This window comes from Ruegeria sp. BJ5, assembly GCF_056537865.1.
Genome location: NZ_JBQFSH010000007.1, coordinates 1 through 12526, shown reverse-complemented (window position 1 = coordinate 12526; position 12526 = coordinate 1). Strand labels below are relative to the sequence as shown.

The 12526-nt window shown below is 61.7% G+C and carries 12 protein-coding genes and 1 tRNA gene; 6 read left to right on the top strand and 7 right to left on the bottom strand.

The annotated features are described in order from the left end of the window. Positions 1-36 precede the first annotated feature (36 nt). The 3 genes from ACR0NY_RS18350 to ACR0NY_RS18340 all read right to left on the bottom strand — a co-directional run bounded on the left by ACR0NY_RS18350 (position 37) and on the right by ACR0NY_RS18340 (position 1609). Entirely contained in the window at positions 37-1200 is a 1164-nt protein-coding gene (locus tag ACR0NY_RS18350; RefSeq protein ID WP_170370169.1) for a WD40/YVTN/BNR-like repeat-containing protein, read from the bottom strand. 115 nt (positions 1201-1315) lie between these two features. Then, complete coding sequence (gene ykgO, locus ACR0NY_RS18345; protein WP_005648635.1) at positions 1316-1441, bottom strand: type B 50S ribosomal protein L36; 126 nt, start codon at positions 1439-1441, stop codon at positions 1316-1318. Positions 1442-1534: 93 nt separating this feature from the next. Further along, positions 1535-1609 (bottom strand) — tRNA-Val (locus tag ACR0NY_RS18340). Between the two features lie 148 nt (positions 1610-1757). On the opposite strand from ACR0NY_RS18340, the gene ACR0NY_RS18335 reads away from it, so the two are divergent. After that, positions 1758-2618: an N-formylglutamate amidohydrolase gene (locus ACR0NY_RS18335; protein WP_170370167.1), complete on the top strand. Its 861-nt coding sequence runs from the start codon at positions 1758-1760 to the stop codon at positions 2616-2618. Between the two features lie 6 nt (positions 2619-2624). Here ACR0NY_RS18335 and ACR0NY_RS18330 read toward each other — a convergent pair whose 3' ends face one another. Together ACR0NY_RS18330 and pyrF are read right to left on the bottom strand one after the other, a co-directional pair. After that, positions 2625-3878 carry a DNA polymerase IV gene (locus ACR0NY_RS18330; RefSeq protein WP_170370165.1) on the bottom strand — a complete coding sequence of 418 codons (1254 nt, stop codon included), beginning with the start codon at positions 3876-3878 and terminating at the stop codon, positions 2625-2627. Positions 3879-4251: 373 nt separating this feature from the next. Beyond that, positions 4252-4968: an orotidine-5'-phosphate decarboxylase gene (pyrF, locus tag ACR0NY_RS18325; RefSeq protein ID WP_170370163.1), complete on the bottom strand. Its 717-nt coding sequence runs from the start codon at positions 4966-4968 to the stop codon at positions 4252-4254. A gap of 87 nt (positions 4969-5055) precedes the next feature. Between pyrF and ACR0NY_RS18320 the strand changes: the two genes are divergently transcribed. The 3 genes from ACR0NY_RS18320 to clpB all read left to right on the top strand — a co-directional run bounded on the left by ACR0NY_RS18320 (position 5056) and on the right by clpB (position 9471). Continuing rightward, complete coding sequence (locus tag ACR0NY_RS18320) at positions 5056-6312, top strand: tetratricopeptide repeat protein (protein ID WP_170370161.1); 1257 nt, start codon at positions 5056-5058, stop codon at positions 6310-6312. Between the two features lie 100 nt (positions 6313-6412). Next, positions 6413-6727, top strand: a complete 315-nt coding sequence (locus tag ACR0NY_RS18315; RefSeq protein ID WP_093965477.1) for a hypothetical protein — start codon at positions 6413-6415, stop codon at positions 6725-6727. A 125-nt stretch (positions 6728-6852) separates the two neighbouring features. After that, positions 6853-9471 (top strand): ATP-dependent chaperone ClpB, encoded by a 2619-nt coding sequence (gene clpB / locus ACR0NY_RS18310; RefSeq protein WP_170370159.1) that lies wholly within the window; start codon positions 6853-6855, stop codon positions 9469-9471. A 63-nt stretch (positions 9472-9534) separates the two neighbouring features. On the opposite strand, the gene ACR0NY_RS18305 is transcribed toward clpB, so the two are convergent. After that, positions 9535-10518 (bottom strand): hypothetical protein, encoded by a 984-nt coding sequence (locus ACR0NY_RS18305; RefSeq protein WP_170370157.1) that lies wholly within the window; start codon positions 10516-10518, stop codon positions 9535-9537. Positions 10519-10742: 224 nt separating this feature from the next. Between ACR0NY_RS18305 and msrP the strand changes: the two genes are divergently transcribed. Both msrP and msrQ read left to right on the top strand, forming a co-directional pair. Beyond that, on the top strand, positions 10743-11645 hold the full coding sequence (gene msrP, locus ACR0NY_RS18300) for a protein-methionine-sulfoxide reductase catalytic subunit MsrP (protein ID WP_170342862.1): 903 nt from the start codon (positions 10743-10745) through the stop codon (positions 11643-11645). A 4-nt stretch (positions 11646-11649) separates the two neighbouring features. After that, positions 11650-12264, top strand: coding sequence for a protein-methionine-sulfoxide reductase heme-binding subunit MsrQ (msrQ, locus tag ACR0NY_RS18295; RefSeq protein ID WP_170370155.1), 615 nt, complete (start codon positions 11650-11652; stop codon positions 12262-12264). Between the two features lie 55 nt (positions 12265-12319). Here the strand turns inward: msrQ and ACR0NY_RS18290 are convergent. Next, a partial coding sequence (locus ACR0NY_RS18290; RefSeq protein ID WP_480656828.1) for a hypothetical protein occupies positions 12320-12526 on the bottom strand: 207 nt, incomplete at its 5' end.

Here is a 12526-nt window from a genome sequence, read left to right as displayed (position 1 = left end):
TGCCGCAGCGTGTTTAAGTGCGCCGGACAGGCATGGCTAGCGCACGCGTTGAATTGTCTCGACCGACAAAATGGTCGGCAAATGCCTGGCGATCTCGGTCCAGGTTTCGCCTTCGTCGGCGCTTGCAAACACCGAGCCGCTGTTGGTTCCGAAATAGACACCCGCAGGGTCGCAACAATCTCCTGCCATCGCCTGGCGCAGAACAGTGAAAAAGCAGCTGGTCTGCGGCAGCCCTTCGCGACAAGCGGTCCAGCTTTGACCACCATCGGTCGACTTCCAGACCGCCGCCGCCGCATTTGGCGGGTATCGTCCGATGCTGTCTCCATTCAGGGGGAAGGTCCAGATCGTATTGGGATCGTGGGGATGGACGTGGATTGGGAATCCAAAGGTCGACGGCAACCCGCCCGAAATATCGTCCCAGCTGCGCCCGCCATCGGACGAACGCCAGACACCATGATGGTTCTGTTGATACAGCAGCCCTTTGCTGCCGGGCGCCCGGACCATGTTGTGCACGCAATGACCGATTTGACCGTCCCGCGGCGCGGCCGGATGGTCGTGTTGGCCGCAACTCTCGGCGTTCGACAGCCGGTTGCGCCGCTCCCACGTAGTGCCGCCGTCTTCCGAGGCGAATACTCCGGCCGCCGATATGCCCACCCAAAGCTTTTCCGCATCGTCTGGATCGGAAACGATCGTGTGCAGCACCAAGCCTGCGGCCCCCGGTGACCATTCTTCGGCCGAGGGGTGATCGGTCAGGCCATTGACCGTTTCCCAGGTCTGCCCAGCATCCGAACTGACCAACAGCCGCGCCGATTTTGTTCCCGCGTACAATGCGCCGCCTGAACAATGCAGCGACCAGATCTGCGAGAACTCGTCGCCGAACGGTGCTGCTTCACCGGTCCAACCGATCAACTCGGCAAAGTCGGGATCGTTTGCGGCCCACTCGTCCTGCTGCCCCTGTGTGAGCTTGGTGACCTCCCAGCTCTGGCCCCCATCCTCGGAGCGCCAGACTCCGGCTCCGTGCCAGTCGCCGCCGCCGCCGGCCCAGAGTGTCCCGGTTTCGTCATCTCCGACGACGTGGTTGATGGGCCAGCCGCCGCAATGCGGACCCGTAACGCGCCAAGATGCGCGATCCGAGTCTCCGATGATCACGAAGGCACCCTTGGTGGTGCCCACCAGTATGTCGATGCAAGAGTGTTTCATTCGTTTCGCGCTCCCGGCTGTTTTGGACAGCCTAACACGAACGGTCCGTCTCAGCGCGCGGCACAAAAAAACCGCGCCCGGAGGCGCGGTTCTTTGAAACAGCGATTTGCCGTTCTCAGCCCTGACGAGCTTTGAACTTGCGCTGCGTCTTGTTGATCACATAGACGCGGCCTTTGCGACGCACAACCCGGCAGTCGCGGTGCCGGTTCTTGAGCGAGCGGAGCGAGTTCTTGACCTTCATGGTCTCTCTCCAATTCTGCGGCGCCTTCATCAAGGACGTGGCCAGCGCCTGGGTTAGCGGGTGCCCCGGGTCAGACCCGAAACAGTGAAACGATGGTGGGCGGTACAAGGATCGAACTTGTGACCCCTTCGATGTCAACGAAGTGCTCTACCGCTGAGCTAACCGCCCACTTTCCCTTTGCGTATCCTGCCCCATAACGAAACGGGGCGCGGATCTCCGCGCCGGTGGAGGGGTCTATAAAAGGAGTCGCGAAGGGGTTCAAGGGGTTTGGTCCAACAATTTTCCGGTCTATGTTATCGGCAAAGAAGGAGAGGCCATGCACAGTGCCGCATACGCTTTGGAAATGCCCGCAGAACGCACGTCGAGCGTTGTTTTTTCTTCGCCACATAGCGGCCGGAACTATTTGCCGGGCTTTCTGGATCGTTCGGTTCTGAACCGCAATGTGATTCGCTCTTCCGAAGACGCCTTTGTCGATCAACTGTTCGCTTCGGCCTCGATCCATGGCGCACCGTTGATTGCGGCGCAGATGCCGCGCGCGTTCCTTGACCTCAACCGCAGCGCCGAGGAACTGGATCCTGCGTTGATTCTCGGCGCGCGCCGTCAGGGACACAACCCGCGCGTGGTGTCGGGGTTGGGTGTGATCCCCCGTGTCGTGTCCAACGGTCGCGCAATCTACAGCGGCAAGCTTACGATGGACGAAGCGCGCCTGCGCATCGACACTTATTGGCGCCCCTATCACGCCCGCTTGAAGTCTCTTTTGGCCGAATCGATCGACATGTTCGGACAGGCCATTTTGATCGACTGCCACTCGATGCCGCACGAGGCCGTTGCCATGGCTGGGAACCCCAAGGGGCGCCGTCCCGAGATCGTGCTGGGGGATCGGTTTGGTGCCTCGGCATCGGGCGTCATTGTTGATCAGATCGAAGCGGCCTTTTCGTCCGCCGGTCTGACAGTGGCCCGGAACACGCCCTTTGCAGGGGCGTACGTGACCCAGACCTACGGGCGGCCCGCCCGTCATCAGCATGCGATTCAGATCGAGATCGACCGGGCGCTCTACATGAATGAGAACACGATCGAGCCCAACGCCAATTTCCTGGCGTTCAGGGATATTCTGGAAGAAGTCATCGCGGATATCGCCCGAATTGGTTCTCAGCCGGCACGGCTGGCCGCAGAATAGGAAGAGTCACCGCAGCGCTCGGCCCTTCACGATTGCATCAGTTCCATATTTTCGCCGGATCTCGTCGGTCGCACGCTCTGCTTTCGAGCGTTGCGTGGCCCCGGGGTCCAGCAGGTCGCCGGATATGTCGGCCTGATCTTCGGCGCACAGATCTGCCAATCCGCAGCCCAGCAGACGATAGGGGCCCTGATCGCCGACCTGATCGAACAGCCCGCGGGCGGTGCGGTAGATGCGGTCGGCCATCTGTGTCGCATCCCGCAACGAGACCCGGCGGGTCAGCAGTTTGTGGTTGGCCTTCTTGAGCTTCAGCGTCACGACCCGCCCGGCCAGCCCCTTGGCCTTCGCACGGTCGGCCACCTTTTCGGCCATGCGCCAAAGGTGACCGTCCAGAATGTCGGGGTTGGCGGTGTCTTCGAAAAAAGTTGTTTCATTGCTGATCGACTTCATCGGCTCGTGGGCCGAAACCCGCCGCTTGTCCTGCCCTCTGGCCAGGTGCCACAGCCGATAGCCCATCGAGCCGAAGCGCGCCGTGAGGGCCTCTTGATCCCATCGCAGCAAGTCCGAGAATGTGCGTATGCCGGCCCGCTCCAGTGACTCCTGCGCAGCCGGTCCGATGCCCCAGATCAACCGCACCGGCTTGTCGTTCAGAAACTCGGCGGTTTCCGCCTTGCCGATCACGGAAAACCCGCGCGGCTTGTCCAGGTCGGACGCCACCTTGGCCAGAAACTTGTTGTGCGACAGCCCTATCGAGCCGGTCAGGCCCAGTTCGTCTTTCATGCGTTTGACCAGCCGTGCCAGCATCACCGCGGGCGGCGCGCCATGCAGCCGCCGGGTGCCTGACAGGTCCATGAATGCCTCGTCCAGTGACAGGGGTTCGATATCCGGTGTCAGTTCGTCCATCATCGCGCGGATCTGTCGTGAGACTTCGACATAGACGGACATGCGCGGTTTGATCACCACTGCATCGGGGCATAGTTTCAGCGCCTGAAACATTGGCATCGCCGAGCGCACGCCGCGAATACGCGCCACATAGCAGGCCGTTGACACCACGCCACGCCGTCCCCCGCCAATGATCACGGGCTTGTCCGCAAGTTCGGGGTTGTCGCGCTTTTCGACCGAGGCATAGAACGCGTCGCAATCCATATGGGCGATGGTCAGGTCGAACAGCTCTGGATGTCGCAGTACCCGCGGGCTGCCGCAGGAGGGGCAGCGCCGTTCGTCGTGAAGACTGGCAAGGCAATCGCGACAGAGAGCGGGCATCATTTCCTTTCCACGGGCACCGCGAATGAGCGGTCTGGCCGAGGTGCCAAAAGTACAACACCGCACGCTGCAGCGCAAAGCGATTGAACGAAAAGGTGGGGCCGACAAGAAGACCCCCCGCAGTTTCGCGGGGGGAGGTAACGGGCCTCAGGAAGACGCAGCCCGTTGGGGAGTGTCTCTTGATCAGAATCGCCCAAAAATGTCGATTTCGATAGGCTTACGAAGCAGGTCCCAAAACTCGTGTTTTTCATGTGTGTTTTGGGGCACAGAGGCAATTTGGCGCGGCCACGGCTAAAAGTGACGCAAGGTCAACCGCTTGCGCGCCAAATCGTGCTTCCGGAACGGGGATTTGCCGCGACTTGTCCTCGAAAGGTTACACCGAACGCAACTCGGCCAGAACGGCATCGGCTGCAGCTTTGGGGTCGGCGGCCTGATAAATCGGCCGCCCGACCACGATGTGATCGGCCCCGTCATTGATTGCGGCGGCGGGTGTCGCCACGCGTTTCTGATCGCCAAGGTCCGACCCGGACGGCCGCACGCCGGGGGTGACGATAAGCCGGCCGTTGGCCTGGGGCAGGGCGCGGATCAGGGTCGCCTCTTGCGGGCTGGCGATCACGCCGTCGGCGCCGGCCTCGAATGCGCGGGTCGCGCGTTCCAGAACCATGTCCTGCATGTCGCCGGACTTCATCAAACCTGCATCCAGATCGTCACGGTTCAGCGAGGTCAGGATGGTCACCGCGAGGATCTTCAGATCCTTGCCTGCTGCGCCTTCCTTGGCAGCACGCACCACATGTGGGTCTCCGTGCACGGTGAGGAAATCCAGATCGAACTGCGCCAGCCCCCGCACCGCGTTTTCCACCGTGTTGCCGATGTCGAACAGCTTCATGTCCAGAAAGATGCGCTTGCCGTGCTCCTGCTTCAACTCGTTTGCCAAGGCCAACCCGCCACCGGTCAGCATGCCCAGACCGATCTTGTAGAACGATACCGCGTCGCCCAGCGTCTCGGCCATTTTCAGCCCCTCCAGCGCGTTGGGCACGTCGAGGGCGACGATCAGGCGGTCATCTGCGGTTTGGGGCGGGGTTTCGGGCATTGTTTCGACCTTTCAGGCTTGACGGGATCGGCGCTTCTGTAGAGCGTGTGGCGCAATCAGACAAGAAAAGACGCAGGGAACTACAGGATGATACGGTTGGGTGTGGTGGCTTCGGCAGCTGTTTTGGCCGGGGCGGGCGCTGTCTGGGCCGGTGAAACGGATTGCGGCGAGGCCCGACTGGTCTGGGCGGACGTCAAGGACAGCGGGTCGGCGGCAGCCATCCAAAGCTTTGCCGAGGTCTACGCGGAGTGCCCGATCTACTCGCAACTTGCACGCGAGCAACTGGCCGAATTCAATGAAGGCGCTCCTGAACTGGAGGAGGTCAGCGCCCCCAAAGAAGAGACGCGACGCCTGCTTGTCACCGACCTGCGAACCCGGCCGGAACCGGACCCCGACGATCCGCCATACGAGCCCGACTATTCGGACGGAGAATATGAGTGCCTGATGGCCGCTGCTGCTCCGGGCCAGTCGCCCTATTTCGACGGGGTGGAATGGGCGAATGTGGACGCCGAGAATGCGATGGCGATCTGTGCCGATCTACTGCTGAAAGACCAGAATGTCGACGCCGAGGTCGTCGCCGCGTTCGGCCGGGCGCTGATGAAAGGCGGCAAGCTGGAAATGGCGCTCGAGTTTTCGGAGCTGGCGGCAATGGAAGGCAGCGGGCTGGCGATGAACACGCTCGCTTCGATCTATAACGAGGGTGAGATCGTTCCCGAAAACGATGAAACGGCGTTCGGGTGGTACATGGCGGCCGCCGATGCCGGCCTGTCCATGGGGATGCACAACGTGGCATACGGCTATGAGCACGGGGATGGTGTCGCGCCCGACATCGACATGGCGCTCGAGTATTATGAGCGGGCTGCGTTCTTTGGGTATGGTCCCTCAATGGTCCGCCTGGGCGTCTTTCATCGCGACGGCACGCATGTCGCACAGGATATGGACCGCGCGGTCGACTATCTGGAGCGGGCCGCCGATCACGGGAACGTCGATGCCGCGGTGCATTTGGGCTTGATCTACGAAACCGGCCAGAACGGATATCCCAAGGATATCGAAAAGGCGGTGGAGTATTATTTCCAGGCCGCCGAAGAGGATGACGTCGTGGCGCTGCATAATCTGGGGTCGCTGACCTATCACGGGCGGGACGGCGTGCCCCACGACACGCAGGCGGCGTTTGTCCTCTGGGGCAGGGCGGCCGAGCTTGGCCATATGGCCTCGCAGCGCAAGTTTGGCCGGCTGCTGCACGAGGCGGGCGAGATCGAAGGCGCGTTGAAGTATTACCGTCTTGCGGCCGAGCAGGGCGACGACGTTGCAAAAAAGCTGATCCGGGAAATCGAAGGCGATTGACCCCCACGGCTGGGCGGGGAGACCCTCGTTTCCCCGCTGTGGTCTAACTGTGCTATGGTGCCGCCATTCAGAAACAAAAATTGCACCAAAGGGACAGAACATGAAGCACCTATTTCCGCTGGCCGCCGTGGCCGCGCTCGCCGCTTGTGACGACACCCCTCCACAGCCCGAGACGGGCGCTGCACCGCCGCCCACCAACGACGATTTGTACCTGGTCGGCGGCTATCGGTCGGAAGATGACTGGTGCCAGTTGACCGGCGAAACCGCCTTTACCGTCAATTTCCTTGACCACACGGCCGACCTTGTCTCGTGCCCCACCGGCAGCGCTGCCGCGCAGTCGCTTGTCGAGATGCAGAATGCTCAGCAGGTGGCCGAAACCGGCGGCTATACCGTCTATACGATTCCCCGCGGCTGAGCGTTTTTCACCCGCTACCCTCTTGAAGCAGCGGGGACATTTCCCAAATTGATCCATGAGGCCCGGACCACTGCGTGCTGCCAAGCAGGCGCAAATCTAACGGGCGCTTGGAAAAGGAGAATGCCATGGACTTGAACAAGTTCACCGAGCGTGCACGAGGTTTCGTGCAGGCGGCGCAAAGCATTGCGCTGCGCGAGGGACACCAGAGATTGGCTCCCGAACATATTCTGAAAGCACTGATGGATGATGACCAGGGGCTGGCCAGCAACCTGATCAAACGTGCGGGCGGCGCGCCCGAGCGCGTGGTCGAGGCGCTGGATGTTGCCCTGGCCAAGATCCCGAAGGTCAGCGGCGACGCGGGCCAGGTCTATCTGGACGGTCAGACCGCCAAGGTTCTGGACGAGGCCGAGAAGATCGCCAAAAAGGCTGGCGACAGCTTCGTACCGGTCGAGCGCGTGCTGATGGCGCTGTGCATCGTCAAATCCAAGGCCAAGGAGGCCCTGGAAGCCGGTGCCGTGTCCGCCCAGAAGCTGAACGAGGCGATCAATGACATCCGCAAGGGCCGTACGGCCGACAGCGCCAATGCCGAAGAGGGCTATGACGCGCTGAAGAAATATGCCCGCGACCTGACCGAGGCCGCCCGAGAGGGCAAGATTGACCCGATCATCGGCCGCGACGAGGAAATCCGCCGCGCCATGCAGGTGCTGTCGCGCCGGACCAAGAACAACCCGGTTCTGATCGGTGAGCCCGGTGTGGGTAAGACCGCCATCGCCGAAGGTCTGGCTCTGCGCATCGTGAACGGCGACGTGCCGGAATCGCTGAAGGACAAGAAGCTGCTGGCGCTGGACATGGGTGCCCTGATCGCCGGTGCGAAATACCGCGGTGAGTTCGAGGAACGCCTGAAAGCCGTTCTGAACGAAGTCACCGCGGCCGCCGGCGAGATCGTTCTGTTCATCGACGAGATGCACACGCTGGTCGGGGCCGGCAAATCCGACGGTGCGATGGATGCGGCCAACCTGATCAAGCCCGCGCTGGCGCGGGGCGAGCTGCACTGCATCGGCGCCACCACGCTGGACGAGTACCGCAAATACGTCGAGAAGGACGCGGCCCTTGCCCGCCGGTTCCAGCCCGTCTTCGTGCAGGAACCCACGGTCGAGGACACGATCAGCATCCTGCGCGGCATCAAGGAAAAATACGAGCTGCACCACGGTGTGCGCATCTCGGATTCGGCGCTGGTGTCGGCCGCGACCCTGTCGCACCGCTACATCACCGACCGTTTCCTGCCCGACAAGGCGATCGACCTCGTGGACGAGGCCGCCTCGCGTCTGCGCATGGAAGTGGACAGCAAGCCCGAAGAGCTGGACCAACTGGATCGCCAGATCCTGCAGCTCCAGATCGAGGAAGAAGCGCTGAAGCTTGAAGATGACGCGGCTTCGAAAGACCGGCTTGAGGCCTTGCAGAAGGAACTGGCCGAGCTCAAGGAGAAATCCGCTGAGATGACCGCCCAGTGGCAGGCCGAGCGTGACAAGCTGGCCAGCGCCCGCGAGCTGAAGGAACAGCTGGACAAGGCGCGCGCCGAGCTGGAGATCGCCAAGCGCGAGGGCAACCTGGCCAAGGCCGGTGAGCTGTCCTATGGCGTGATCCCCGAGCTGGAGCGCAAGCTGGCCGAGGCCGAAAGCCAGGAAAGCAACGCGGTCATGGCCAAGGAAACGGTGCGTCCCGAACAGATCGCGGCCGTGGTCGAGCGCTGGACGGGTATCCCGACCTCGAAGATGCTGGAAGGCGAGCGCGAAAAGCTGCTGCGCATGGAAGAAGCGCTGCATGCCCGCGTGGTCGGCCAGGACGAGGCCGTGCGCGCCGTGGCCAACGCCGTTCGCCGGGCCCGGGCCGGTCTGAACGACGAGAACCGCCCACTGGGCTCGTTCCTGTTCCTCGGCCCAACTGGTGTGGGTAAGACCGAGCTGACCAAGGCCGTCGCCGAATACCTGTTCGACGACGAACACGCGATGGTGCGGATCGACATGTCCGAGTTCATGGAGAAACACGCCGTCGCCCGCCTGATCGGTGCTCCGCCGGGCTATGTCGGCTATGAGGAAGGCGGCGTTCTGACCGAAGCCGTCCGTCGCCGGCCGTACCAGGTGGTTCTGTTCGACGAGGTCGAAAAGGCGCATCCGGACGTGTTCAACGTGCTGTTGCAGGTGCTGGATGACGGTGTCCTGACCGATGGCCAGGGCCGCACGGTCGACTTCAAGCAGACGCTGATCGTGCTCACCTCGAACCTTGGGTCGCAGGCGCTGAGCCAGTTGCCCGAAGGGGCCGACACGGCGCAGGCCAAGCGCGACGTGATGGACGCGGTCCGGGCACATTTCCGGCCCGAGTTCCTGAACCGCCTGGATGAGACCATCATCTTCGACCGGCTTCAGCGGTCGGACATGGATGCAATCGTCGACATCCAGCTGTCCCGCCTGCGGAAGAGGCTTGTCGGGCGCAAGATCGATCTTGTGCTGGACGATGCTGCCAAGGAGTGGCTGGCCAACGAAGGCTACGATCCGGTCTTCGGGGCCCGTCCGCTCAAGCGCGTGATCCAGCGTGCCCTGCAGAACCCGCTGGCCGAGGCTTTGCTGGCCGGCGACATCCGAGATGGCGACACCGTGCCGGTAACTGCCGGACCCGATGGTCTGATCATCGGCGACCGGTTGGGTACCAGCGACCGCCCACGCCCGGACGAAGCCGTGGTCCACTAAGCTGCGGCTTGGCTGAAACAGGAAAGGCCCGCCAGAGATGGCGGGCCTTTTTCATGTGCACCATCAGTCGTGGTTCTGACGGCTTTTGCGCAATGCGCGCAAGTCGTCTGCACTCAGGCGCGGACCGGACTCGGGCGATGGCGGCGGTGCCAGCGGAGCCATGCGCTGGGCCGGATCCACCATATGGCGGCTGGGGCGCCCGTCCTGCAGTTTCAGATAGGCCAATACCGCGCCCGCGGATTGCAGGCTCAGCCCCCAAAGCCCGACCAGGATAAAGCTGAGAAACAAGGCCACAGCAGGCCAGATCGGGTTTTCGATGGCCCCACCGCGGAACAGGCCTTCGATTTCGGTGACGGACGTTGCCAACGTCGGTAGCCCCGCCAGGAATGCCACGGCCAGAAAGGCGAGGACGTAAAGCACCATCATTGATACATAGCTGATGGCCACCAAAGCAAACAGCGGCCAAAAGGAGGCACCCAGATTGCGGAATGGCGTATAGGGTCGGTCGTCAGGGTCGCTGCCCAAGGCTGCCGCAGCCAGGGGAACCAGCAGACTGGCCCGCGCAGCCGAGGCTACCGTGAATACCGCAACCGTGACGACGAGGCCCGCCACCGAAACCGACGCGCCGGCAGAGGTCAGCCAGTCCAGGGCCGGTGTTTCGGGGGTCTTGGTCAGATCAACCAGATTCGGCGCGACCTGAACGAAGGCCAACCCGACCACTGGCGCAAGGATCAGGCCGATCGCAAGAGACTCCGCCACGCCATAGGTAATGGCGGGAACGATCAGCTTGCGATAGCCCACACCGGGTCGGATCAGTTTCGACTGGAACCCGAACCGGGCGCCGACCATGATCGGGATCACGCCGGATGAGGCGCTGATCAGGAAGGTTGCGATGAACAGTGTTCCGGGCAGGATCAACCCGATGACGAACCCGATCACGCCACCCAACGCACCGTACAGAAAAAGGCCGATGAGCAGGATCGGGAACGTCACCGCAAAGCGCCACAGGATCGAAAGGGACAAAGGAATGGTTTTGGTCAGTAACACGGGGCGGCCTTCACACAGTCTCTGGTTGTTTCGGCGATACCTTATCGGGTGTGCAGCTTCCATCCCGTTGATGCCGTTCCAAACAGGTGTTCGTTTGTGCGCGACGGGAATGCAACGCAGGCTTCGTTACAGTCCCGTCTCTCAATCGTGACGCAAGTTGCGTTGGTCCGGTGCTAAAACGGGGCTAATTCAAGGCTGAATTTTGTAAATGAACGGAGAACGGAATGGCGCACCGCTGGATCAACACCCTGACACATGCCGATACGACCCCGCGGGCGGCGTTCCTGAACCGCCGACAGATCATGGCAGGACTCGCCGGATCGGGACTGGCGATGATCGCGGGCCGTGCAGGTGCGGAAGATGCGCTGGAGCAGAACACGTGGGAAGAGATCACGTCCTACAACAACTACTATGAGTTCGGGACCCGCAAGGACGACCCTGCGAAATACGCCCATACCCTCAAGACCGAACCATGGAGCGTCACGATCGACGGGTTGGTTGACCGCCCCGGAGAGTACGATTTCCAGGACATCCTGTCCGAAATGACGATCGAAGAACGCATTTACCGATTCCGCTGTGTCGAGGCCTGGTCGATGGTCGTGCCTTGGAACGGGTTCGAACTGGCCGATCTGCTGAACATGGCCGGTGTGCAGGCGGGGGCGAAATACGTGGCCTTCGAAACCGCGCTGCGCCCCGACGAGATGCCGGGCGTTGCCTACCCGGTTCTGGACTGGCCCTATCGCGAGGGCCTGCGGCTGGACGAGGCCTTGCACCCGCTGACGATCATGGCGACGGGTATCTATGGCCGCCCGATCCCCAATCAGAACGGCGCGCCGCTGCGGCTGGTGGTGCCGTGGAAATATGGCTTCAAGTCGATCAAATCGATTGTACGCATCACCCTGACCGAAGAAGAGCCGCCAACCAGCTGGAACATGGCCAACCCGCGTGAATACGGGTTCTACAGCAACGTGAACCCGACCGTGGATCATCCGCGGTGGTCTCAGGCCTCGGAACGCCGCATCGGCGGCGGGTTGTTTGCCAAGCGACAACCAACACTGATGTTCAACGGTTACGAAGAAGAGGTCGCAGGGCTTTATAACGGTATGGATCTCAGGGAATACTACTGATGCCATGCACAAGCTGAACCAAATACTGCGCCGCGTTCCTGTCTGGGCGGTCTACATCGCCGGATTGGTTCCGGTGCCCTGGTTGTTCTACCAAGGCATGACCGGAGGCCTCGGGGTCGAACCGATCGAGGCTTTGGAACATGAATATGGAGAACTGGCGCTTCAGTTGTTGATCCTGGGCTTGGCGGTCACGCCGCTGAGGCGGCTTACCGGCTTGAACCTTATGAAGTTCAGGCGGGCCTTCGGCATTTTAACCCTGTCCTATGTGGCGTGCCACCTTTTGGTTTGGCTGGTTCTGGACGTGCAAGACCCAAGTCAAATCTGGGCAGACATCATAAAGCGACCCTACATCACAGTTGGCATGGCGGCATTCGTTCTGATGCTGCCGCTTGGGATCACGTCGAACAATGCCTCGGTCCGGTGGCTGGGGGCGGCTTGGCGGCGCCTGCACAAGCTGGTCTACCCGGCAGCCATTCTTGCAGGGCTGCACTACGTCATGCTGGCGAAGGGCTTTCAGATCGAACCCCTGATCTACCTGTTTGTGATTCTTGCCCTGTTGCTGCTGCGCCTGCCCAAACCGGCATTCAACTCGGCGTCCCGGCGCGCCGATTCCGCGTGACTCGGGTGCTGGCCTGTGGGTAACCATGTGGGCAAGTCAGGCAGTGAGTGGTTTCTCACTGCGAGGCCCCAGAGAAAACTGAGTTCTGGGGAGATGCGGCGGCTTCAATATGCTGAAAGTAAACAAATATTTTTGTTTTCGCGATTTTTTCCCAATTCCTGTCATTTTCTGCTTGCGGTGATTTGTAGTTATCCTTAGAACGCCCTTCACCGGCGCTGCTGAGGCGGTGTTGGTTGGTCGGATGGACGGCCTGACGGACTGG